This is a genomic window from Phycisphaera sp., from assembly GCA_025916675.1.
In the GTDB taxonomy this organism is placed as follows: Bacteria; Planctomycetota; Phycisphaerae; order Phycisphaerales; family UBA1924; genus JAHCJI01.
Genome location: CP098402.1, coordinates 1,964,231 through 1,987,527, shown reverse-complemented (window position 1 = coordinate 1,987,527; position 23,297 = coordinate 1,964,231). Strand labels below are relative to the sequence as shown.

22 protein-coding genes and 1 tRNA gene are annotated in these 23,297 nt (G+C 66.0%); 10 read left to right on the top strand and 13 right to left on the bottom strand.

All coding sequences use genetic code 11. From position 1 onward, the window contains the following. Complete coding sequence (locus NCW75_08535; GenBank protein UYV11349.1) at window positions 1–294, bottom strand: hypothetical protein; 294 nt, start codon at window positions 292–294, stop codon at window positions 1–3. Between NCW75_08535 and NCW75_08530 the strand changes: the two genes are divergently transcribed. From NCW75_08530 to NCW75_08520, 3 genes are all read left to right on the top strand, one after another. Continuing rightward, window positions 293–2,794 (top strand): hypothetical protein, encoded by a 2,502-nt coding sequence (locus NCW75_08530; GenBank protein UYV11348.1) that lies wholly within the window; start codon window positions 293–295, stop codon window positions 2,792–2,794. The genes NCW75_08535 and NCW75_08530 overlap by 2 nt on opposite strands. Window positions 2,795–2,840: 46 nt before the next feature. Continuing rightward, entirely contained in the window at window positions 2,841–3,788 is a 948-nt protein-coding gene (locus NCW75_08525; protein UYV11347.1) for an ABC transporter ATP-binding protein, read from the top strand. Window positions 3,789–3,853: 65 nt separating this feature from the next. Further along, a complete protein-coding gene (locus NCW75_08520) occupies window positions 3,854–4,879 on the top strand; it encodes a hypothetical protein (protein UYV11346.1) in 1,026 nt (341 codons plus the stop codon). A gap of 40 nt (window positions 4,880–4,919) precedes the next feature. Here the strand turns inward: NCW75_08520 and NCW75_08515 are convergent, their stop codons facing one another. Beyond that, window positions 4,920–5,879: a hypothetical protein gene (locus NCW75_08515; GenBank protein ID UYV11345.1), complete on the bottom strand. Its 960-nt coding sequence runs from the start codon at window positions 5,877–5,879 to the stop codon at window positions 4,920–4,922. Between the two features lie 204 nt (window positions 5,880–6,083). On the opposite strand from NCW75_08515, the gene NCW75_08510 reads away from it, so the two are divergent. After that, a tRNA-Val gene (locus tag NCW75_08510) sits at window positions 6,084–6,157 on the top strand. Window positions 6,158–6,212: 55 nt separating this feature from the next. Here the strand turns inward: NCW75_08510 and NCW75_08505 are convergent. Then, window positions 6,213–7,091 carry a TerC family protein gene (locus NCW75_08505; GenBank protein ID UYV11344.1) on the bottom strand — a complete coding sequence of 293 codons (879 nt, stop codon included), beginning with the start codon at window positions 7,089–7,091 and terminating at the stop codon, window positions 6,213–6,215. A 133-nt stretch (window positions 7,092–7,224) separates the two neighbouring features. On the opposite strand from NCW75_08505, the gene NCW75_08500 reads away from it, so the two are divergent. After that, entirely contained in the window at window positions 7,225–8,073 is an 849-nt protein-coding gene (locus NCW75_08500) for a hypothetical protein (protein UYV11343.1), read from the top strand. A 3-nt stretch (window positions 8,074–8,076) separates the two neighbouring features. Here the strand turns inward: NCW75_08500 and gap are convergent, their stop codons facing one another. Then, the gene (gene gap / locus NCW75_08495) at window positions 8,077–9,108 is read right to left on the bottom strand and encodes a type I glyceraldehyde-3-phosphate dehydrogenase (protein ID UYV11342.1); all 1,032 of its coding nucleotides are present in this window, start codon (window positions 9,106–9,108) and stop codon (window positions 8,077–8,079) included. A gap of 176 nt (window positions 9,109–9,284) precedes the next feature. On the opposite strand from gap, the gene NCW75_08490 reads away from it, so the two are divergent. Both NCW75_08490 and acs read left to right on the top strand, forming a co-directional pair. Further along, a complete protein-coding gene (locus tag NCW75_08490) occupies window positions 9,285–10,079 on the top strand; it encodes a hypothetical protein (protein UYV11341.1) in 795 nt (264 codons plus the stop codon). 166 nt (window positions 10,080–10,245) lie between these two features. Further along, window positions 10,246–12,273: an acetate--CoA ligase gene (acs, locus tag NCW75_08485; protein ID UYV11340.1), complete on the top strand. Its 2,028-nt coding sequence runs from the start codon at window positions 10,246–10,248 to the stop codon at window positions 12,271–12,273. 29 nt (window positions 12,274–12,302) lie between these two features. On the opposite strand, the gene NCW75_08480 is transcribed toward acs, so the two are convergent. Next, the gene (locus NCW75_08480; GenBank protein UYV14186.1) at window positions 12,303–12,995 is read right to left on the bottom strand and encodes a formate/nitrite transporter family protein; all 693 of its coding nucleotides are present in this window, start codon (window positions 12,993–12,995) and stop codon (window positions 12,303–12,305) included. A 72-nt stretch (window positions 12,996–13,067) separates the two neighbouring features. On the opposite strand from NCW75_08480, the gene NCW75_08475 reads away from it, so the two are divergent. Both NCW75_08475 and NCW75_08470 read left to right on the top strand, forming a co-directional pair. Beyond that, window positions 13,068–13,244, top strand: a complete 177-nt coding sequence (locus NCW75_08475; protein UYV11339.1) for a hypothetical protein — start codon at window positions 13,068–13,070, stop codon at window positions 13,242–13,244. Between the two features lie 142 nt (window positions 13,245–13,386). Then, on the top strand, window positions 13,387–14,064 hold the full coding sequence (locus NCW75_08470; GenBank protein UYV11338.1) for an SDR family oxidoreductase: 678 nt from the start codon (window positions 13,387–13,389) through the stop codon (window positions 14,062–14,064). A 7-nt stretch (window positions 14,065–14,071) separates the two neighbouring features. On the opposite strand, the gene NCW75_08465 is transcribed toward NCW75_08470, so the two are convergent. From NCW75_08465 to NCW75_08430, 8 genes are all read right to left on the bottom strand, one after another. Continuing rightward, window positions 14,072–14,482 (bottom strand): VOC family protein, encoded by a 411-nt coding sequence (locus NCW75_08465; GenBank protein UYV11337.1) that lies wholly within the window; start codon window positions 14,480–14,482, stop codon window positions 14,072–14,074. Window positions 14,483–14,550: 68 nt separating this feature from the next. Beyond that, complete coding sequence (locus NCW75_08460; GenBank protein ID UYV11336.1) at window positions 14,551–15,267, bottom strand: hypothetical protein; 717 nt, start codon at window positions 15,265–15,267, stop codon at window positions 14,551–14,553. A gap of 317 nt (window positions 15,268–15,584) precedes the next feature. Then, window positions 15,585–18,260 (bottom strand): right-handed parallel beta-helix repeat-containing protein, encoded by a 2,676-nt coding sequence (locus NCW75_08455; protein UYV11335.1) that lies wholly within the window; start codon window positions 18,258–18,260, stop codon window positions 15,585–15,587. Between the two features lie 539 nt (window positions 18,261–18,799). Beyond that, window positions 18,800–19,585, bottom strand: coding sequence for an SDR family oxidoreductase (locus tag NCW75_08450; GenBank protein UYV11334.1), 786 nt, complete (start codon window positions 19,583–19,585; stop codon window positions 18,800–18,802). Next, a complete protein-coding gene (locus tag NCW75_08445; GenBank protein ID UYV11333.1) occupies window positions 19,572–19,862 on the bottom strand; it encodes a hypothetical protein in 291 nt (96 codons plus the stop codon). Before NCW75_08445 ends, NCW75_08450 begins: the two co-directional genes overlap by 14 nt. Before the next feature lie 107 nt (window positions 19,863–19,969). Beyond that, window positions 19,970–20,518 carry a hypothetical protein gene (locus NCW75_08440; protein ID UYV11332.1) on the bottom strand — a complete coding sequence of 183 codons (549 nt, stop codon included), beginning with the start codon at window positions 20,516–20,518 and terminating at the stop codon, window positions 19,970–19,972. Next, window positions 20,508–21,110 (bottom strand): sigma-70 family RNA polymerase sigma factor, encoded by a 603-nt coding sequence (locus NCW75_08435; GenBank protein ID UYV11331.1) that lies wholly within the window; start codon window positions 21,108–21,110, stop codon window positions 20,508–20,510. The genes NCW75_08440 and NCW75_08435 overlap by 11 nt, the downstream gene beginning before the upstream one ends. A 7-nt stretch (window positions 21,111–21,117) precedes the next feature. Next, the gene (locus NCW75_08430) at window positions 21,118–22,029 is read right to left on the bottom strand and encodes a hypothetical protein (protein ID UYV11330.1); all 912 of its coding nucleotides are present in this window, start codon (window positions 22,027–22,029) and stop codon (window positions 21,118–21,120) included. 278 nt (window positions 22,030–22,307) lie between these two features. Here NCW75_08430 and prfB point away from each other — a divergent pair, with 278 nt between their 5' ends. Beyond that, the gene (gene prfB / locus NCW75_08425; protein ID UYV11329.1) at window positions 22,308–23,294 is read left to right on the top strand and encodes a peptide chain release factor 2; all 987 of its coding nucleotides are present in this window, start codon (window positions 22,308–22,310) and stop codon (window positions 23,292–23,294) included. Window positions 23,295–23,297: the final 3 nt, after the last annotated feature.

The following is a 23,297-nucleotide window of genomic DNA, read 5'->3' as shown; positions in this document are numbered from 1 at the left end:
TCAGGCCGCCATGCGTTCGGGCTGGGCGGGCTCGTCCTCGTCGACGGGGATGGCCTGGATGGCCTCTTCGTCGTCGACTACGTCGACCTCGATGATCTCGCCCTCGTCTGGCTCGATCATGCCGCGTTCGATCAGCAACTGGCGCTGCTGGGCGCGTAGCGCCTTGACGCGTGCTTCGAGTTCGATGAAGCTAACCCCATGGCGGATGGCGGCGGCCATGGACAGCAGCATGGCACCGATGCCCAGGGCGGCGATGCCCACCAGCACGAACCCGGCCTCGCTAGGGACGTTCATGGAATTGGTATCGGTTGTTCTCGGGCCCATCTTAACCCCGATTCGCTCGGGCCTGATTGGTGTCGTTCTTGCCGTTGGGCTGCTCGCGGGCCCCGCGGTGCTGGCCCAGGATGCCGACCCCGATGATCCCGCGGCGGCCCTTGGCATCGGGCAGGGTGAGGTGGCGATCGACGCGGTCGAATTCGGGCTCGGCGACGTCGTTCGTCCGGGCTCGTGGACCGGGCTGCGGCTGGCGATCACCGACCGGGGCGTGAGGCAGCGTGAGTTGCTGGTGCGGATCGAGGTCAAGGACGCCGACGGGGACACCACCGAATACGAGCGCGGGCTCGCGTCGAACCCGGGCCAGCGGCAGGAGATCTGGACGTACCTGCGCATGCCGTTCCGTTTCAGGACGGGCGACCGCCTGCTGGCGCGGGTGTACGAGGCCGAGCAGACCGACACCGCCTCGCCCCGGGCGGGGAGGATGGTGGGCGAGGCGTACCTGAGCCCGAGAGGATTGGTCAGCGCCGAAACGGGGATGATCGGGGTTGTCGGCTCGCGTACCGCCGGGCTCACGGCGTACGGCGATGGGCAGGACAAGCCCTACGACACGCGGCTGCACGAGCCGATAGCTGTCGCCACGCGGCTGAACCCGGCGACCATGCCCGACGCGTGGGCGGGGCTAAGCCAGTACGACGTGTTCGTGTGGACGCAGGACGAGCCCGTGACGCTGGGGGCCGAGCGGGCCGACACGCTGCGGCGGTGGGTCAAGCAGGGCGGTCACTTGGTGGTCGTGATGCCCCAGGTCGGGAGCACGTGGCTGTCGGGCGAACTGAACAACCCGCTGTTCGACATCATGCCCCGCGTGACGGCCACGCGCGACGCCGATTATCCGACCGGGCCGATCCGCCCGCTGCTGACGCTACGCAACGACATCGTGCTGCCCAACACCATCGTCGCGCACACGTTCGAGCCTCGCGCCGATGCCGACGACGAGGACGCGTTCGTGGTGCTGAGCGACCCGCAGGATCGCGCGATCGTGGTGCGACGGCAGGTCGGGCTCGGGCAGGTCTCGCTGGTGGGCATCGACGTGGGCGACGACTCGTTATTGCGCGTGGGCGTGCCATCGGCGGGCAGCTTCTGGCACCGCGTGCTGGGGCGTCGCGGGGATCTGCGGCCCTGGAGCATGCGCGGCCCGGCCGGCGGTGTGCAGCTCAGGCCGCCCGACCGCAAGGTGCGCCACTACGACCACGCCATCGATGCGGCCATCGCACAGACGGGCAGCCCGGCGGCTGGCGTGCTATTGGGCTTCGTGGTGTTCATCACGTACTGGCTCATCGCCGGTCCGGTGGGCTTCGCGGTGCTCAAGAAGACCGGCCGGGCCAAGCACGCGTGGGTAGCCTTCGTGGGCGTGACGGCGGTGTTCACCGGCATCGCCTGGGGCGGCGCGGTGCTGCTCAGCCCCGCGTCGATCCGCGGCGCGCACCTCACGGTGATCGATCACGTGTACGGGCAGACCGAGCAGCGCACGCGCACCTGGGCCGGGCTCATCGTGCCGTGGTATGGGCAGGCGACCGTGCGCGTGGGCGACGAGGACGCGGGCTCGACCATCGCGACGATGAGCCCGTGGATGAGCCCGGAGATCAACGCGACCGTCGGCACGTTCCCCGACAACCGCGGCTACCCCGTGCTGGCGGCCCGGCCGAGCGGCATGAGCTTCCCCGTGCGTTCGACGATGAAGGAGCTGAGCGTGCAGTGGGCCGGGCCCATCGTGTGGGGCATGCCCACGCCGGTGGACGCGAACGGTGCGCCCGGCGTGCTGCGGGCAACGCCACGCCCGACTGGCATCCCCGCGTCGCAACGTACGAGTGAGGCCACCGGATGGCTGCTGCACGACCTGCCCGGCAACCTGCACGACGTGGTCATCATCGTGAACCACGGCATGTACGACGTGCGGCCGGGCGTGGACCCGAATCGCCCGATCATGAACGCGTCGGCGTTCGGGCTGAACAGCGTTTGGCCATCGGGAACCATGTTGGATCTGGCCGCGAATACGAGCTATCTTGGAACTTACGATCCATCGCTGCGCAAGCTTCTCGACGGCCGTGGCGTGCCGCAGCTCAACACGTTTTCAACGAGCGACGACTTGCCCGGTGACGCTAGCAGCGTGAGCGAGCAGCTCGTCATCGCCAGCTTTATTAACCAGATCGGCGCGCCACCGACCAGCCGGACCGGGGCCCAGGGCCAGTACGGTGCGGCCACGCGACGGGTGCTGCACGGCATGGACATGAGCGTGTGGATGACGCGGCCTTGCATCATCGTGCTAGGGCACATGGGCGTGGGCAACGCCGAGCGTGGTGCGCCTTGTCCGACGCCCATAACCATCGAGGGCCGAGACCCGAACCTGCGCGGGCGGACGTTCGTGCGCTGGGTGTACCCGCTGGATGGCCAGCCGCCCGAGATCCTGGCGACGCCCGATCCGGATGCTGCCGACGAGGACGAAGAGGGCCCGGGCTTCTAACCGCCGGCCGAGGAGCCCCGGCAAGGGGCGAGCAAGGGAGTGTCGCGTGCCGATCATCGAGACCATCAACCTGACCAAACGTTACGGCGAACTCGTCGCGCTGGACAATCTCAATCTGGCGATCGACGAGGGCGATTGCTTCGGCTTCATCGGCCCCAATGGCGCGGGCAAGACGACGACCATCAAGGTGCTGGCCACGCTGCTGAAGCCGAGCAGCGGGCAGGCCCAGGTGGCCGGGCACACCATCGGCTACCAGAACCGGATGATCCGACCGCTCATCGGCTACGTGCCCGACTTCATGGGCGCGTACGAGGACATGGTCGTCACCGAGTACCTCGAGTTCTTCGCGGCGGCGTATGACATCCACGGCAAGCAACGCAAGACCGTCGTGAGCGACGTGCTCGAGCTGACCGACCTGACGTACAAGGCGACCGCCGAGGTGAACAGCCTGAGCCGCGGCATGCAGCAGCGGCTGAGCGTGGCGCGGGTGTTGCTGCACGACCCGAAGGTGCTGCTGATGGACGAACCCGCATCGGGCCTCGACCCGCGGGCTCGCATCGAGATCAGGGAGCTCTTGAAGGAACTCAAGCGGATGGGCAAGACCATCCTGATCTCGAGCCACATTTTGCACGAGCTGGCCGAGCTGTGCAACGTCGTTGGCATCATCGAGCGCGGCAAGCTGCTCTACACCGGCACCGTCCGCGAGGCGCTGAACCGGGCGAGGGTGGGCCACGTGCTGCATTTGCAGGTGGTCGAGCGTTCGCCCGACGCGGCCGAGGTGCTGGCCAAGCTGCCCGGCGTGAAGAAGGCCGACCTGGTCGACGGCGACGACGGCGTGGAGATCCACCTCACGCTCGACCAGGAGGGCTCGGTGGCCATCGCCGACGTGCCCAGCATCCTCATCAACCACGGGTTCCGTCTGAAGCACTTCACCGAAGAAGCGGTGAACCTGGAGACGGCGTTCATGCGGTTGACGAAGGGGTTGGTGCAATAGGTTCTAGGCACCGGAAGCGGTTGAGAATTCGGTTGGCCGATGACTGTCCCAAGGGAGATGAGTGAATGGCGGTCTACCCTCAGGTCCGGCTCGACGCGTGTTTGGGCGAGGGCTCGCAAGTCTTCGCGAACCGGCCGTGGCTTGATGACCACATCCTCTGCATTGTGGATGGTGACGAGCAGGGCTGGAGATATCTTACCGACGTAGACCTGCAAGAACATGGCGGTTTCGATGCAGCCATGGTGCAGGCTCGACAGAATCTTGCCGAAATCGCACAGCGGCCGGGCGTTGTGCAAGCGTTCAGGGGTCCGGCCGGTCAGGTAACGCTCATTGTCATAGAGGGCACGGCGTTTGTTTCCGGATTATTCGTCGAGCCAAGTTTTGTCACGTTTTGCCAAACGCATCTTGGTGATGAGTTCGGCTTGTGCGTCCCAGCCGTTGACGAGTTGGTTGCCTTTCGGCTGCCGGACACCAATAACACGGCCGCAACATCGCTCGAACGCTTTATGGTTGCTGAACATCCCGTGTCTCCGCACATATATACATCTGATGGCGATCAATCTTTCCGTGTGCGCATGCGACGAGACTACGACTCGAAGCGCCTCGCAATCACCAACACCAAGGTTCTAATTTCGCCAACGGGATCTATTGCTGAGAGGAAGCCCGATACGGCCTGGTGGGAGGGGCAGCGGAGTGAACCCTTGACGGTCGAGGTCGTGGCGCAACTTGAGGTGTGGCGTAACGCGGGCACGGCGCTAATCCGCCAATATGGCACCGCGCCAGACGGGCAACTCTCGCCGCCGGTGCTCGATGCGACGCTTGAGGCGTGGCGCAAAGACAGTAGTGCCCAGCGATGCGACGCGGTCACTCTCACAACCGGTCTCGGCACCCTGCTTGGCAATTTCTATTGTGGTCTGCTGCCTGGCGAGTGGGTCATGCACTACGACGACGCCGGCCCCGCCCCTGCGGTTAGAGCTCAATCTGGCACTGTCGCTTCGCCCATCGACTCGATCACCAAGCGACTCGATGCGCCTGCGGGGTCCATCACAGAACTGTGTCGCAAGATCCTTGAAGCAGAGAAAGCGTCATAGCGAAAAGGGGCAACCTGATGCTCTTCTGCTTGGTCCAAGCCTACTTCCGCCCTGCATACTCCGGCAAAAACTCCTTCGTGTACCACTGCCGCCACTTGGGCACGTCCCAGCCCAGGTAGCTCGTGTCGCGGCCGCTCAGGTCGCTGGTGAGGCGGACCAGGGCGTCGTGGACCTCGACGCGGTAGGTGACCACGACGGCGTCCATCACGCGGAGCACCACGCCCTCGGTCACGACGCTCAGGGTCGGGTCGAACGCGACGGCGCTGTCGCCGACCACTGGTTCGAGGTCGCTCACGAAGGCCTGCTGCTGGCCGATGAGGATGTACGCCAGGCTGCCGCCGCCCGAGCCGTTGCCCCGGCCGACGACCTGGCTGGCGATCATGGCGGGGATGGCGTCGGCCATCTTGAGCGTGGCGGCCAGGCCCGCGGCGTTGGCCACGTGCGGGTCGTGGGCGCGGCGGAGCCCATCGGCGACGACGCTCTTGACGGCGCGCGGCGCATCCTTCCCGTCGAGTGTGTCGGCCAGCGTGTCGGTGGCCATCGCGCGGCGGCGCGCGTGGCTGTCGAAGACGGCCGTCCACGCGACGGTCGCCAGCGCCTCGGGAGTTTCCAGCGAGGCCAGGTGGTCGATGATGAACTCGACCACGTCGTCGCCCGCCCGGCTGAAGATCTCGATCATCGACTCGAAGATGGCCGGGTCGTTGTACGCCTTGAGTTTCTCGAAACCGGCGGCGCGCAGGTCTTGGGCCCGTGGGTTGCGGAAGTAGCGGTGGCGGATGCGGCGCAGCTCGACCTCGAGGTGCTCGCGGCGGAGGTGGTGGGCCTTGAGGGCGTCCTTGAGTTCTTCTTGGGTCTCCAGTTCCTGCCCGATGGCGGCCGGGTCGTCGACCGTGGGCAGCGACGACGGCGCGGGCGTGGCCGGGGCGTCCTGGGCGAGGGATGCTGCGGGCAGCGTGCCAACGAGCGTGAGAGCGAGCAGGGCCGAACGGGTGGGGCGCATGGTGGCCTCCTGTGTGCCCGGGCGGTTGGGGGGGGAGGGGCCCGGGGCTGGGCCGCTGGCTGGCGGGGGCCGACCCGGCCGCCTCGGTGGCGGGGGGTGGCTTCGTGGCGACCTGAAGATTGTACGGGCTGTCGCCTGATGGGTTGCGGGCCGATATACTCCGGGCCCTCCTGGCTGCCAGGCGCGGTAGGGGGGCGACCATGCGGGCGATTAGCGCAGTTGGCTAGCGCGCCTCGTTGACATCGAGGAGGTCACAGGTTCAAGTCCTGTATCGCCCACTTGTTCGGACGAAGGACGGGTCCCTCTGGGGCCCGTCTTTCTCATTGGTCCTGGTTATGAGGCTGAATCGCCCTCGGGCGGCGTGGGCGTCGCGCCCGCGCCCTTGGCGCCCAGCTTGCGCCGGTGCCCCGCCTTCATGTTCACGATCTCGACGATCAGCGCGAAGGCCATCGCGAAGTAGATGTAGCCCCTGGGCAGGTGCTGGCCTGCGCCCTCGGCCACCAGCAAGACGCCGATGAGCACCAGGAACGCCAAGGCGAGCGTCTTCATCGTCGGGTGCTTCTGCACGAAGCGGGCGATCGGCCCGGCGAAGGCGATCATCACGGCGATGGAGATGACCACCGCGGTCGCCATGATCCAGTAGTTGCTGGTCATGCCCACGGCGGTGATGACCGAGTCGAGCGAGAATACCAGGTCGAGCATGAGGATCTGGAACAGGACCGCGCCGAAGCTGGCGGCCGCCTTGCCCATGCCCGGGCGGGCGTCGGGGTCGTCCTTGTGGGCCCCGCCGTCCTCGACCATGTGGTGGATCTCCATCGTCGCCTTGGCGATGAGGAACAGCCCGCCGCCCAGCAAAATGAGGCTCTTGCCCGACAGCGGGATGTCGACCCAGGGGATCGTGTAGAACGGCTCGTTGAGCTGGATGATGAGGAACGCGAGAGCCAGGAGGATCAGCCGCATCACCATCGCCAGCAGCAGCCCGATGGTGCGGGCCCTGGCCTGCTTCTCCTTGGGCAACCGGTTGGCCAGGATGGCGATGAACACCACGTTGTCGATGCCCAGGACGATCTCGAGGGTCGTCAGCGTGAGCAGGGCGATGAGCCCCGCGGCGGTGAAGAAGCCAACATGCTCGGGCGATGGCGCGACGGCGTCGTCGGCCAGGAAGGCGAGCATGGGCGTGATGGTTTCAAGGCATGCGAGGCATTCGATCATGGGGTGAGTTTAGCCGGTATCCGTCAAAAACGAGCCCCTCGCGCGAGCGAGGGGCTCGTTCATCTCCTGGATGAACGCACACCCACACCGCCCTATCGTGCCAGCGGGAGACAAACGCCGCGGGAGGTGCTCGATGCGAACCTGGCAAGCGATGATCGTGGCAGCGTTGGGCCTGGGCCTTGCGGGGTGCCAGAACAATGCACCCGATTGGGGCGCCGACATGAGCGGCCCGTCGCGGACCCTGGCCGCCCTTGAGACGATGGATCCAGACGCCCGGGCCGTGGCTCAACGCGTGGTCGCATTCGTGGGTGGTGCCGCGGCGCTCGACAACGTCCGCACGCTGGAGGTCCGCTTCGAGGGCCAGAGCGATGGCAATCCGCTCGTATTCCATCTCGCGTGGTCGCGCTCGGGTGCCGCGTGGTACGGCATGCGGATGGGGCCCACCGAAGGGCGATCGGGCACCCAGGGTGACAGGTATTGGCGAGAGTGGGAAGGTCAGGAAGTCGAGATGTTCGAGGTCGACCCGGACATGGAGTACGGCCGGAACGAGATGGTCGATCAGGTCGTCGACTTCGCGTCGTTCCCGCTGACGGTCATCAATCCGACGCACAGCCACTTCGAGAACCGAAACCCGCTCGAGTCACGCGGCCAGGGCGAATTCAAGAGCACGCAAGCGGACGTGCTCTCGCCCAAAGGGGAACCAGATCCGGGAGAGCCGCCGCTGGCACAGTACTACTACGACCCGCAGACCGGTCGCCCCATCGGCATCACGCAGGGCCCGCCCAGCGAGCCCGTCTACATGGCCTTCAGCGACTGGCGCGAGGTCGAGGGCGGCAAGGGCCTGAAGATGTTCCACCGCGTCACCGTCGACGGCTTCTGGCTGGGCGACGCGGTGTTCGACCTCAAAGCCAAGTTCGTTCGCGTCAACACGCTCAAGGAAGCCGGCTTCGCGCCGCCGGCCGACGCGGTGCTGCAGCAGTAACGCCTACTCCCGGCTCATCACATACCGCGCCATATCAACACATCGATTCGCGTACCCCGCCTCGTTGTCGTACCAGCTCACGACTTTGAAGAACTTGTCGTTCAATTCGATGCCGGCCTCGGCGTCGTAGATGCTGCTGTGCGGGTCGCCGATGAAGTCGCTCGACACCACCGGCTCCTCGGTGTAGCCCAGCACGCCCTGCATGGGCCCGCTCGCCGCGGCCTTCATGGCTTCGTTGATGGCCTTCAGGCTGGTGGACTTGCTGGTCTTAAAAGTAAGATCGACGCAACTCACATCGGCCGTTGGCACGCGGAAGCTCATGCCCGTCAGCTTGCCCTTGAGCTGGGGCAGGCACAGCGTGACCGCCTTGGCCGCCCCGGTGCTGGCGGGGATGATGTTCATGTAGCCATTCCGCCCGCCACGCAGGTCCTTCTTGCTCGGGCCGTCCTGGGTGGGCTGGGTCGCGGTGACGGCGTGGATGGTGGCCATGAGCCCCTCGGCCAGCCCGAAGTTGTCGTCGATGACCTTCGAGATCGGCGCGAGGCAGTTGGTCGTGCAGCTTGCGTTGGACACCACCTTGTGCTTACTCGGGTCGTACTGCTCGTGGTTCACCTTGTAGCACAGCGTGGGCACCGTGTCGGTGGTCTTGGTCGGGGCGCTGATGATGACGCGCTTCGCGCCGCCCCCATCGATGTGCTTCTGCGCATCTGGTCCGGCCGTGAAGAAACCGGTGCTCTCGATGACGACGTCAACGCCCAGGTCGCCCCACTTCAGGTTGGCCGGGTCGCGCTCCTCGAACACATTGGTCTGCTCGCCGTTGACGGTGAAGCCCGCGTCGTTCACCTGCACGTCGGCCAGTTCGCCGCCGATGCGGAAGCGGCCGTGCATCGTGTCGTGCTTGAGCAGGTACGCCAGATTATCGGCGGGCACCAGGTCGTTGACGCCCACGACGGTCACGTCGGGGCTCTGGGCCGCGATGCGATAGACGAGGCGGCCGATGCGTCCAAAACCGTTGATGCCCAAGCGGATGGCCATAGCGTGAAAGTCTCCCAAAAAGAGTGCCGCGGCCCAGTTTTAGCCGCCAGCCCGTGCAACCCAGAAACGAGCGGCATGGTAGGGGGGTATGTGTGGGGGTGGGTTGCTATACCGGCCACTGCTATGCTCGGGCAGGCAGTGGGGTGGCCCCCGCAGCGATCAGGGGGACCCAATTCATGACAGCCGAGAAGATCTGCATCATCTGCGGGGACGACTGCGCCGCACGCCCGCGCCTGAAGGACTCCAAGGGGCAGTACGCGTGCCAGGCCTGCGTCGAAGCCAAGAAGCGCTCCAAGCAAGCACCGACGCCCAAACCGCCGACGGCTCCGGTGGCCGTTGCCCAGGACGATGCCCCGGCCGCCGGTGCCGACATCGGCTTCAGCATGGACGACTACCTCGGCGACGCCCAGGCCCCCGAATCGAGTTCGACCTCCCACTGCCCCAACTGTGGCAGCCCGAAGGCGGCCGGGACCGTCGTGTGCATGCAATGCGGGTTCGACTCGGCCTCGGGCAAGGCGATGAGCACGAAGGTGCGCAAGGCCAAGCCGCAGAAGGATCGCCGGGCGCCGCGCCTTTCGCGCGGGGCCGTGTTCCTGATCGTCATCGCGGCGATGCTCGTCCTGCTTCCGGGGTTGGCGTTCGCGTCGAAAGAGGCGGCGATGCCCGCCCTCCTGTTAGGCGTCATCTGGTACTTCGTGGCGTACTTCATGATGGTCAGTTCGGCCTTCTACGACGAGGATAAGTTCTGGGGCTGGCTGGGGATCTTGTTCTGGATCCCCATCGCCGGGACTTTTTGCTGGCTGGCGTTCGTGTTGTACTACTGCACCATCGGCGGCCAACGGGGTACCTGGAAGTTGAACTTCTGGGCTGCCGTCTTGGCCACAATCGCCGTCGCCGCCGTCATCGGAACGATCCACCCGAGCCTGATCGAGGACGTCTCGTCCTCCAGCACCCTGACCGATCCACCTTGACCGACCCGCCCTGACCGAATCACGAACGCCGACAACGGGGCTGAGGCGTAAGCAGCGTCATCTTGTCTGCCTACGCGCCCCGATCCCCTCTCATCCTTTCTCCGTGCCTCTGTGCTTCTGTGGTGATCCGCTCTTCTCTCCTTCCCAGACGGCCATATCCTCGATCATGGCCAATCCCGACACCAACCAGGACATCCAGAGCAGCCTGCACGAGGACCGCCTCTTCCCGCCGCCCACGGCCGAGACGCTGGGCCACCACGGGGCCGCCGCCTGGCACGTGGGCTCGATGGCCGCCTACGAGGCCGAGCACCGCCGGTCGGTGCAAGACCCCAACGACTACTGGCGCGAGGTCGCGTCCCGCCTGCGCTGGTCGGCCCCGTTCAAGCACGTGCTCACCGGCGGCTTCCCCGAGCCCAAGTGGTTCGAGGGCGGCACGCTCAACGCATGCGACAACTGCGTCGACCGATTCGTCGACGAGGGCCACGGCGACGAGACGGCCATCATCTGGGAGGGCGAGCCGGTCGATGGTGGTGCCCCCGAGATCCGCCGCCTGACCTACCGCGACCTGCAAGAGCAGACCGCCCGCCTGGGCAACGCCCTCAAGAAGCAGGGCGCACACAAGGGCGACGTCATCACCATCTACATGGGCATGGTGCCCGAGCTCGCCATCGCCATGCTCGCCTGCGCCCGCATCGGCTGCCCGCACTCGGTCATCTTCGGCGGGTTCAGCAGCCAGGCTATCGCCGACCGCGTGACCGACGCCAAGAGCAAGATCATCCTCACCTGCGATGGCGGCTGGCGTCGTGGCAAGGTCGTGCCGCTGAAGGACAACGTCGACCAGGCTATCCAGAAGATGGGCGACGCCAGCCCGGTGACTTCGGTATTCGTCTTGCGCCGCTGCCACAACGAGGTCGCCGTGCATCATGGTCGCGACCACGACTGGGAAACGATGGTCGAGGCCGAGAGCCCCAAGTGCCAGTGCGAGCCGATGGATAGCGAGGACATGCTGTTCCTGCTGTATACCAGCGGCTCGACGGGCAAGCCCAAGGGCATCGTCCACACCACCGCGGGCTACCTGCTCTACACGGCCCACACCGCCCGGCAGGTCTTCAACCTCACCCCCGACGCCCACCAGGTCTACTGGTGTACCGCCGACTGCGGCTGGATCACCGGGCACAGTTACATCGTGTACGGCATCCTGCCCAATCGCGTGCCCACGCTCATGTACGAGGGTGCGCCGAACGAGCCGGCCGAAGACCGCTTCTGGGACGTCGTGCACCGCCACAAGGTCACGCACTTCTACACCGCGCCCACCGCCATCCGCGCGTTCATGAAGTGGGGCGACGAGCACCCCGCTAAACACGACCTGAACTCGCTGCAGGTGCTCGGCACCGTGGGCGAGCCCATCAACCCCGCCGCGTGGATGTGGTACCGCGAGAAGATCGGCAGCGGCAAGTGCCCGATCGTGGACACCTACTGGCAGACCGAGACCGGCGGCCACGTGATCACGCCCCTGCCCGGCGCGACGCCCACGCCCCCCGGCTCATGCACGCGCCCGTTCTTTGGCGTTGATGCCGCGGTCACCAAGCCCGACGGCACCGAGTGCGAGGCCGACCACGGCGGGCTCATGGTCATCCGCAAGCCCTGGCCCGGCATGCTCCGGGGCGTCTACGGCGACCGCGACCGCTTCATCGAGACGTACTTCTCGACGGTCAAGATCAACGGCGAGCCCGTCTACACCGCCGGCGACGGCGCGCGGCGCGATAAGGACGGCAACTTCTGGATCATGGGCCGCATCGACGACGTCATCAATGTCTCGGGTCATCGTTTGGGAACCATGGAAGTCGAGAGCGCGCTGGTGAGCCACGACGCGGTCGTCGAGGCGGCGGTTGTGGGTGTGCCCCACGAGATCAAGGGCACCGGCATCGCCGCGTTCGTCACGCTCGCGGGCGGCGTCGAGCCCAGCGACGATCTGAAGAAGCAACTGGGTGCGCACGTGGCCGACGCCATCGGTGCCATCGCCCGCCCCGACCAGGTGCGCTTCGCCGAGGCCCTGCCCAAGACCCGCAGCGGCAAGATCATGCGCCGGCTGCTCCGCGCGATCGCCGCGGGTGAGGAAGACACCGGCCAGGACACGTCCACGCTCGAAGACTTCACCGTGCTGGCGAAGCTGCGCGAGAGCGAGGAGGGGTAGCTCGGTCGGCCACGGCAGAGGTCCTTCGATCAGGACTCGTCCTTGCGCGTGTGCCGGATCGAGCCGTAGTTCAGCAGGGCAACGAAGATCGAGCCACCGAAGAGGTTGCCGGTGATGGCGGCACCGAGTGCGATGGCTACAGGGCCGGCGGGCAGGTCGGCACCGGTGAAGCGGGCCACCAACAGCTCGGCCGTGCCGGCGATCGAGTGGTGCAGCCCGCCCAGGCCGATGAGGAAGGTGACCAAGTAGATCAGCAGCACTGAGGCGGAGCCCGCCGGCGTAGCCAGCACCAGCCATCCGCCCAGGGCCATCAGCCACCCAGCCAGCACGGCGCTCGCCAGTATGGCCCAGAGATCGGGCTCGATGAAGTGCTCGGCGAGCGTCGCGTACCCGTCTGCCGCGCCCACCACTTCTTCGGCCGCGGCCAGCAGCGCCGCGCCAAGCAGGCAGCCCAGCATGTTGCCCAGCCACACCGTGCCCCAGAGGCGACCCAGGGACCGAGCCGGCAGCCGGCGGTCGAGCACGGGATACACCGCGAGCGCGGTGTGCTCGGTGAACAGTTGCGTGCCGCTCATGAGGCACAGCACGAAGCCCAACGGGTACACCGACGCCACCAGCACCCGGCGAACCATGTCATGGGCGATCGGTTCGACGGCGACCGACATCGAGCCGACCGCCAGGGCGGTAAAGGCCATCGTGCCGCCAGCGCCGATCGAGGACAGGAGCAGCGACAGCCAGCGCCGGTCGTTCTGTTCGACGCCCTCCTCGATGGCCAGTTGTAGCGTGTCGTCGGGATGACGCAGGGCGATGTCGGTGCGCTTCAGAATGACAGGCTGATACGCCTCGTCCTCGGTGTCGCGCTCGTTCTGGCGATCGGTGGTCTCGGCATCCGGCCGCCCGCGTGCCCGCCCGATCGTTTCCTGGTTTTCGGGTTCGTGGGAATGTTCGATGCCGCACCTCCGACGAAATAAAAGGCGCTGTCGCGACGCCAGGACCTATCCGGACCGCATACCCGCATGAAAAAAAATTTCGTATCCGCCCCGGCGGTCCCTCGGCGCTACGACCCCAACAAGGCTGGGGCGCTCGGGCCCCTCCACACGAAGGAGCCAGACCATGCGAGCGTTAATCATCGGGGCGAATGGGGACACCGGTTTCAAGGTCGTCCAGCAACTGAAGGGCTCGGATCACACGCCGGTGGCGATGATCCGCAAAGAAGACCAGAAGGCCCGCTTCGCCGACATCGGCGTCGAGACGGTGATGGGCGACCTGCTGCACCCCATCGACGACGCGCTGGAGGCCGGCGGGGGCTGCGACGCCGTGGTCTTCGCGGCGGGATCGGGCGGCAAGACGGGTGAGGACATGACCGTGCTCATCGATCACCTCGGGCCCATCCGTTCGGCCGTCGCGGCGCTCAATGCCGGTGCCAAGCGCTTCGTGCTGCTCAGCGGGCTGAACACCGATCGCGACGCCACCGACGATCCCATCCCGCACTGGCGCCGCGCCAAGGGCCGGGCCGATGACTTCGTGCGCACCATGCCCGACGCGCTGGGCAAGGGCCTGGATTACACGATCGTGTGCCCGGGCGCGCTGCATGACGACGACGACGGGCCCACCGGCGTCGAGCTCATCGCGCCAGACGGTAAGGGCCACGCCAAACCGTCCACCAGCCGCGCGAACACCGCGGCCGTGCTGGCCGCGTGCCTGGACCAGCCCGCGTCGGTGGGCCAGACCATCGGCGTGATCGACGGCGGCACCGACGCGGCCGCCGCGCTTGCCGCGTGGCGCGCGTAGTCGGGCGTTAGCCCGCCGGCGTCTGGTAGATCATGACCAGATTCCCGCACGTGTCGTCGAGCGTGGCCATCACCGTCCCGGCCATCTCGGCGGGCTCGCCCTTGAACTCGACGCCCAGGCCTTTCAAGCGCTCGTACTCGGTCCGGCAGTCGTCGACCTCGAAGGCGGTGATGGGGATGCCCTCGGCGACGAGCGCTGCTTTGTAGGTCTTGGTCGCCGGGTGCTCGCCGGCGGGCTCGAGCATCAGCTCGGTGCCATCGGGATCGTCGGGCGAGACGACCGTGAGGAAGCGGTGGTTCTTGTCTTCTGGGCCACCCATCGCGATGTCCTGCTTCTTCACGAAGCCCAGCTTCTCGGTATAGAACGCCAGGGCGTGGGCCTGGTCGGACACGGGCACGCTCTCGAGCTTGATACGCATATGAAAAACTCCCCAGCGCGGGCAAACGGTCGCGCGGGGGAGTCTACGGCCTCGGGCGTCGTTTCGACTCAGCCGGCGGCCCTGTGGTCCCCGGCGGTCACCGGCACGATGCTGCCGGCAGTGATCGGGCTCTCGGGGCTGCCCTGGCTGCCGAAGTTGAAGCCCACCTCGTTGCTCCACGGGCTGGCCATGCCGGTGCTCAGCTGGGCCCGCACGCGGTACTCGACCTTCAAGAGGCCCACGGGCACGCCCTGGTCCTCGAAGGTCTTGTCGGCCAGCACGCCCACGACCGTCCACGCGCCGGTGGTGCCGCCCAGGGCGGTGTCGCGGCGCTGGAGCTGGTACTGGGCCCCGCCGCCGCTGACGACGGTGAAGGTGCCGCGGATGAAGCCGCTGCCGGTCTGGAGCAGCTCGCCGAAGACCGGGGCCGGCGGCGCGGTGCGCTCGCTGGGCTCCTTGGGCGCGGGGATCTGGGCGAGCACCCAGACGTTGGGGTCCTTGGTGGCCTTGGCGAAGGCGTCGATGGTGTCGATGTCGCCGCCGATGACCGCCTGCAGGGCCGCCATGGCGTTGTCCTTGGCCTCGGTGGCCGCCTTGGATGCGTCACGCGCCGCCAGGACCGCGGCGTAGGCCGCCTCGGCGGCGTCGGTCGCATCGCTCGTCTCTTGCAACTGGAGCGACGACAACCCGATCGCGGGGGGCCCGGCCTGTCCGCCGCTCCAGATGGTGTAGTGCTGGCGGGCGAAGGCGATGTAGGCCTGTTCGGTCGTGGGGGTCCGTGACATCTCGATGCTCCCAGAGGCGGTCAATGGCTCGCGAACTGGCCACCGGCCCCGTGCCGATTGTGCCGTCCGTATGGCATGTATCGAGTGGATGGGAGGGGGGCTTGAGTCCGCTTGTGTCATTTTCGAAGAAGAGAGTATTCCGGCCGTCCGGAAACTGTTTCAATGGCCTAACAGGTCGTGCTGAGGGCGCCCGAGCTGTTCAATGGATCGCCGAACGAGCACGTACTCGCAATGTCAGTGTTCACAAAGCATGCAACACCCATTGGCACGCGATCTGCGTGCCAATGGGTGCGAGGTGTTGCTGACGCTGATAAGGCTTAGGGATCTGGCGGTGTGCGATCGAGTGCCGGTGGATTGGTTGGGTGGATGAGGTCTAAGTACGTAGTGTAAAGGTGCGCCTGGTCGGACGTCGACGGTCCAGCACCATCAACAATCAATGACGCCGCCGGTGATCGAGCCGCTGGATCGTGGAGAAGAGAATCATAGGTAATCCTGGTGAAGGTCAGGTCGAATGGAATATACGGAGTACATTGGTCATACCCGTTGCCGCAATCAAAGGTGGCAAGAACTGGCAACCAGCCGGGAGGGTTGTCGCAACGGGGGTGGGAGAACATAGACGCGGCGTCGCAGGTGGTAACATAGCAAGACCTGCATTTGAGCTCCGGTTTGATAAGATTTGTATAGTTATTACTCCACATATTGTCTTGCGGGCATGTAACTGTGGTATTCATGTTAAACGGGATGACATAACCCCACACGCAGTTATCGGCGATGGTCCATCCCGACTGGCCCGGTCCCTGGGAGACTCCAGGATCGGCAAACATGCTGTTTCCATCGGTGTAGAGGCCTCTCTTCGTCGTGGTGGTCCAGGGTGGATCCTGAAACACGACGTTTTCGCTAACCTCGCTGTCGTCCCCGTCTCGCATCATGACGATGCCAGCCATGTCGTCCATCAACTGGGCCGGGTTGCGTACGATGTTATAGCGGACCATAACACCACGAGTCTGCGGCCTCGCTTTGCTGTCACTGGTCTGATTCCCGAGAAAGACACCATCGGCGGGAAGCTCGTTCATGTAGTTGTAGTCGACGAATCCTCCATCGTCGGCGCCAACAGGGTCCATTGGGTGATACCGAGCGGTCCATCCGATGTGGATGGCCGGGCTCGACAAGTACGTTTGCCCAATCTCATAGATGTAGTTCGACGTGATCGTGAAGTCATCCGGCACGACCTGGATGCCCTCAGTCATCCACCGATGCGTAGCACGGTTCAGCCTGACCACAATAACACCCGATGCGCCCGTATCGAAGACCTCATTGCCTGAAACCGTGTGGCCACTGCCGTTCTCGATGATGACGCCTGCACCACCCAAGTGGGCGAGTCGCGATCGACGGACGACGCAGTCCTCGCCGTTGACGATCCGGACTGCGGCTCCGTGCGTGATCCGGACATCATCGTCTTCGACAAGTGGATCGGCCGACTGGGGAGAGTGTCCCTGGAAGAACTTCAAGGCCCGGCCGCGGTCAAACCATCCGAGTCGTGGGTAATCGAGACGTAGGTCGAGGTCGACGGGAATGGTGGGATCAGAACTGAGTCCGTCAACCTCAAACTTCCGATACTTCGGTGTGCCCTCACCACTGCGCTCGTAGGTGTCGGTTGGGCCACCGCCTGGCATCGCCTCCCGGACTGGAACGAACTGGCCGTTGTGAATCTGGTCATAACCGACTGGTCTCGGTAGCTCCTGTCGTGTGTGCGCGAAGTTCAGGCCCTCGAACTCGACGTGCGAACAGTTGACCAACTTGAACAACTCTCGTGCGTACGCAACAATGATCTTCGTGTCAGGCGTCTCAGGGCAGCTGGGACACGGATCCGTGCCGACGTAACCGGGCCCATGGGGCACTCGGTCGTCGGGCAGGACGATCCAGAGAAAGTTGTCGTTCCATGCCGGCGCCGCGGTGCCGGGTGGGTTGAAGAACCACTCGAACGGCTCGTCCATGAACTCGTGCGCGTTCTCCAGATACACCTGCGTGAGACTGCGACAACTCATCGAGTCCGCCTCGATGACGTACTCAGCCTGCATCTCCGGCACGCCAAGCATGTCGTGCAGGCGAACCCGGGTCTGGCCGGGCATGGGTGTCTCCGGATCGGGTGTTCCGGGAATAAACTCCCGCACGTACTGGCGGTGCGAGATCCACGCGCCGCTGTTGCGCATGACAACCTCGGTGCCCCGCATCTCGTCATAAGCGCGAGGCGTGGTCGATGCGATGGGAAAGACGTGATTTATATCGATGGTATAAGTGTTCGACAATTTGTCATCATCATCCACTTGTGGACCCATCTCCACAATGGTGTAGTTCGCCGTCTCCACGTCGGCAAATCCGTCGGTCGATGGCGAGTCGACGACATCCGGCTCGCGAGCCCGGACGGCCCGGGTGTTGTCGACGTACAGGTCCCGAGGGACATATTCGTCCTTGAAATCTACGGGCCCCCACGGCAGTTCCTGCGTCCACCAGCGGGTCGAAGAGACCCCGGGCGGCTTCTGGGTGGTCCAGTCGGTCAGCTCGACCCCGCCGCTGATGAGCACGGGCTCGTACGTCGCGCCGCCGTCGGTCGTGTACGCGCTGTAGATGATCGGAAAGCCCGGCGCTCCGCTATCTTGGTTGTCGAACTCGAGCGCGACCGGCAGCGGAACGCTTCCGGCGGTAAGGTCTAACTCTGGCGCGTACGTGCCGGCTCTGATGTACACCTTGATGTAGTAGTCGAGCGCATTGAGATCGCCGCAGTTGGCGCGCATGTCGAAGACGAGCTGCTTGGCGGTCGCGATGTCCTTGACCGGCAGATCGATCCGGTCGCGGTGAACATACCACGGGCCCGCCGCGCCCGTCGCATCGTCGTCTACGTAGAAGACCACGGTGCTGCCGGGCTGGGGACACTGCAGGTTCTCGGTGGTCTCGGCCGGTGCCGCAAAGACCGCAAGCAGAATTGGCGTTGACACGGCCAAGATTCGTATGGCTCTCATCTTGTGATCTCCATTACACGTTTCGGTTTGAGTTGCCGCTCTATGTTGACATAAAACACCGGATCCACTGCCCCAGATTACCCAGTGTAACGTATGGATCTGGATATAGGAATAAGTGTTTGCCCTTATTGAAGCGTCCTGCTTCATGCATAGCTTTGGCACTGCACGGATGGGTGTGTGTCAGCTTCTCATCCCACGTCCGATAGAGAAACCGGCCTGGCGCCCCCAAGAAGAGTTCCTGGCGTGCCAGGAGCTCTTCCGGACGCGTCAGGAACTCCTCCCGACGCGCCGAGAGCTCCTCCCGGCGGGCCCCGAAGACCTTCCGGCGGGCCGGGCGTTCCTGCGAGTGGACCCCGAACCGCTCCCGGCACGCCCGGAGCCGCTCCGTGGACGCTCGCGGCCACGCCGTGTACGCCATCGGCCACCCCCGGCGTGCCGGTTGTGTTCGGCCGCACGGTGGGGCCGCGAGCTCACGCTCGCGGCTCGGTTCAGAATCCCATTGCCCATTGCCGCTTCTAAGCGAGCCACCGCCCCCCATCAAGCCGCACAATCTCGCCGTTCACGTACGTGTGGTCGAGGGCGAGGGCGGCGACGAGTTTTGCGGCGTCTTGGGGTGTGCCGGCGCGTTGGAGGGGGACGCGCCGCAGGTAGGCCTCTTGCGACGCGGCATCGGACTCGTAGCCCGACTCGGGCCAGGCGACGACGCCGGGGGCGACGGCGTTGGCACGTGCGCCCGGTTTTCCGTCTTGGGGGGCCAGCTCGCGGGCGAGGGTCCGGACGAGTTCGGCCAGCGCGGCCTTCGACATGCTGTAGGCGCTGAAGCGCTTACGCGGGCGGCCGAGCGCGTGGATGTCGGCCATGGCGACGACGGCGCCGCCGCCGGGCATGGTCGAGGTTGTCAGCATCGGCGCGAGGGCGGCGGTGATGAGCAGGGGGCTGGCGGCGTTGATGGCGTAGAGGTCTCGGACGTGCTTCCAGTCCAACTCATCGAGCGGCGTGGGGTGGTAGGCCGAGGCGTTGTGGACGAGCACGTCCAGGCGGCCGGCTTCGCGAGCGGCTTCGAGGCACGTGCGCGCGGCGGCGTCTGGGTCGGCAAGGTCACACGCGACCGCCCACGTGCGCACGCCGTTCTCCTCGCGCAGGGAACGCGCGTGCGCGTCGGCCTCGTCCTTGCTCGTGTTGTACGTGATGATGGTGTCGAGCCCGCGCTTCGCGAGTTCTTCGGCGATGGCCGCGCCCACGCGCTTGGCGCCGCCGGTGACGAGCGCGACGGGTGTGGGGGGGCGGTCACTCGTCGTCATCGCCGTCCCCGTCTCCGTCCAGGATGTCGCTGGCGCTCGGGGCGGCGGGGGCGCGCTTGCCGGCCTCGGCCCAGGCGTCGACGTGCGGGGTCCTGGTCGGCACCTTGCCCCGGCTCGTACGCCGCAGGCTGGTGACCACCAGCAGCCCAACCACCAGCACGATGGCGGCGATGGCCAGGCCCAGCAGGGCGACCCAGCCGCGGGCGAGCTGCGCGTTGCCGCTTCCCGGGGCGGTCTGGACGGCCTGGGCCAGGAGTTGGGCGAGCGTGTCGGGCACGCCCGACGGTATCACCGTGCGGGCCGGGGGATGGCAATTGGCGATTGGCAATGGGAAGATGGAGAGGGAAGGTTCGCGTGGCTTGGATCCGGCCCAATGCCCAATGCCTATTGCCAATCGCCCATTGCCACGGCGTGGCGAGCCAGCACCCACGCCGGTTCGATCGCCGGAGCCCGGCTGCTGGGCCCGTCCGCAGGCTCCCGATCGTGGTACACCAGCGTCACGCGGCCCTCGACCCGGATGAGCCCCGCGGGCGTGCCCGCCTCGCGCAGCAGGGCCAGGGCCTCTCGATCGCCGATGCGCTCGACGGGCACCGGCGTGCTCACGCGCTGGACCCTCGTTGCGGGCCCGCTGACCCGTGAGATGCCCGTGATGTCGGGCGCGGCCTCGAGCGATTCGGCGAGGCCGGCCGAGGTGGCGACACGCTGGATGGCGACGCCCGTGGGCGCGGGTGCGTCGTCGTGGGCGATCGGGCCCTCGGGGTGGATCGGCGTGGGCGCAAGCGTGACGGCCAGCACCGTCGCGCCGGCGGCCAGCGCGACCATGACCACGGCGTGGCGGCGGGCGCGGCGTCGCGCCCCGCGCTGGGCGACGGCCTCCTGCCCGAGTCGCAAGATATCGGCCTTACGTTCATGGATGGTTGGATCAGGCGTCATTGGAATCTCCCTTCCCCGGAGCGGCTCCCCCCGAATTCCCATTGGATAGGTTTGCCACCCCTCGGCGCACCAGTCCATGCACGGCGTGGCGGCTGAGGCTCATGGCCCGGCCGACGGCCGACAGCGGCAGCCCGCCACCGATGTGCAGACGCACGGCGTGCCACTGGCGGTCGTCGAGCTGGGTTTGCAAGCGGTCGAGCAGATCTTGCAGGCGCTCACCGTGCTCGGTCGCGTTCGTCGTCGTGTCGCGTGGCATGGATTCGCGCTTCGCACGGGCGGTGTCCGAGCGGATGCGATCGACCGCGCTGCTAGCGATGGCCGTTCGAAGCCACGTGCGGCACGCGCCCCACGAGTCGATCGCTGGCAGCCTCTTCGCAGCCCGGAGATACGCGTCCTGCACCGCGTCGAGGCAGAAGCTCTCGTCCTTTCCCGTGAGACGATGGGCGTCGGCCACGGCGTTGTCGAATGTCGCTTCGTAGAACACGGCGAATGCCTCCTGATCGCCCCTCGCGAGGCGCGCGGTGATGGCCCGGGCGTCGGGGAGTCGAGCGCCCGGGCCGGTCACCTTCTCTCTCGGGGCCTCGGGCGGCACGGCGGGCTCAGTCGCGGTCCTCGCCGTCCCCGTCGCGTCGGCGGTCGAGTTCGCCCTGCAGGTTGATGATGTGGGTCTGAAGCTCCGCGATGGTTTGCTGGAGCTCGAGCACGCGGCCACGCAAGCCGTCGGCCGAACGCACACGCGTGACCAGTTCGTCGACGCTGCGCGTGCCCGTCATCTGGTAGATGGTCTCCGCCTCTGACTTCGAATCGCTGCGTTGGCGGGCATGCTGGGAGCGTTCCAAGTTCATCAGCGTGAGCTCGATCACGCTTCCCTGGTCGGGTGTGACGCGGGCGAAGATCAGCCCGGTCTCCTCGTGGTAGCGGATCTTGGTCTCGTCGTCGGGACCCTCGATGGCCAGGGCCGCCTGGATGGCGCTGAGCACGTCGTCGGCGGACATGGCGCCGCTGCCGGTGGTGAGCTCGGTGATGGAGTGAACGGCGGTGTGGAGCTCTGCAGCAGGCACGATGGCTCCGCTTCTGTGCGTGCGCATCTGTTGCTGCTGTCTGGCATCATAGACCTCGATCGAGTACACCGGAGCGCCGTTCCCGGCAATGCGGCCGATATCCAACGCGATCGAGCGGCGGTCTTCGCCGAGCATGGGCGTGACCTTCATCAACTCCGAAACACTCCGCAGGGCCGTGTAGGTATCGACCTGCTGCAGGGTGATGGGGGCCACCGGCAGGCTCGCAGCCTCGGGGCTGAACACGATGTTCATCGGGTTGTCGCTAGCGGCTTTGCGCAGGGCCTTCACGAATGATTCCAACGATCCACCGCCAAACTCGAGTTTGACGATGATCGGATCCCGGTTGAGGACGCGCGGGCTGCCCGGATCTTCCTGGGCGATCGAGGGCGCGGCGACGGCCAGAACGGCCAGGGCCACTGTGGCGGCTCTCAGAACGGTCGTGATTCGCATGGGGTTCTCCTGTGGCTTTGGTTCGGGACTCTTGTGTCTCCCACAAGGATGAACGGAGCCAACTCCCCCGCGCGGCGCGGACGAAACAGATTTTTCGGCCCGGCCCGCTACCATCACCCTCACCGAATCCAGACATGCCATTATTCCAGGACCAAGCCCCATGCACTTTGACGCCCACCAGCCGGTCATCGATGACCTCGAGGCGCGGATCTTGACCATCCGCGACTCTCTTTAACTACGACAGCAAGCACGAACAGCTCACCCAGCTCGAAACCCAGATGGGCGAGCCCAGCTTCTGGGACGACCCCGACGCCGCCCAGAAGACCGTGGGCGAGTTGAAGGTCATTAAGGCCCAGCTCGGCCCGCTCGACAAGGTCGTTGAGGCCTTCGAGGAGGCGCAGGTCGCCTACGAGATGGCCCGCGAGGGCGAGGACAAGGAACTGCTGGCCGAGGCCGACCAGGCGCTCTTTGACCTCCAGACCAACATGGACAAGGTCGAGATGCAGAGCCTGCTGAGCGGCAAGCACGACCACCGCAACGCCTACTTCACCATCCACGCCGGCGACGGCGGCACCGAGGCCAACGACTGGGCCGAGATGCTCTTCCGCATGTACCTCTACTACTTCGAGAACATGGGCTGGAAGGTTGAGGAGGTGTCTAAGGGCTTCGGTGTCGAGACCGGCATCGACCACATCACCCTGCACATCAAGGGTGCGTTCGCGTTCGGCTACCTCAACTGCGAGCGCGGCACGCACCGCCTGGCCCGCGTGAGCCCCTTCAACGCCCAGGGCAAGCGGCAGACCAGCTTCGCGACCGTTGACGTCACGCCCGAGTTCGAGGACATGGACGTGCAGATCCCCGAGAAGGACCTGGACATCACGTTCTTCGCGCGCTCCAGCGGGCCCGGCGGGCAGAACGTGAACAAGGTCGCCAGCGCCTGCCGTATCGTGCATAAGCCCACGGGCATCATGTTCGTGGCGAGCACGCACCGCGAGCAGCCGCAGAACAAGCACCAGGCCCTCACGCTGCTGCAGGCCAAGCTCGAGCAGATCGAAGAAGAGAAGCGCAGCGCCGAGATCAAGGAAGCCGCTGGCGGCGACCTCAACCGCGGCTGGGGCACACAGATCCGCAGCTACGTGCTCTACGACAACCGCGTGAAGGACCACCGCACCAACGTCGAGGGCAACCCCACGGATGTGCTCAACGGCAAGATCGAGAAGTTCATCGACGCCGAACTCCAGCGGCGGCGTTCGGAGAAGGGCTAAGGG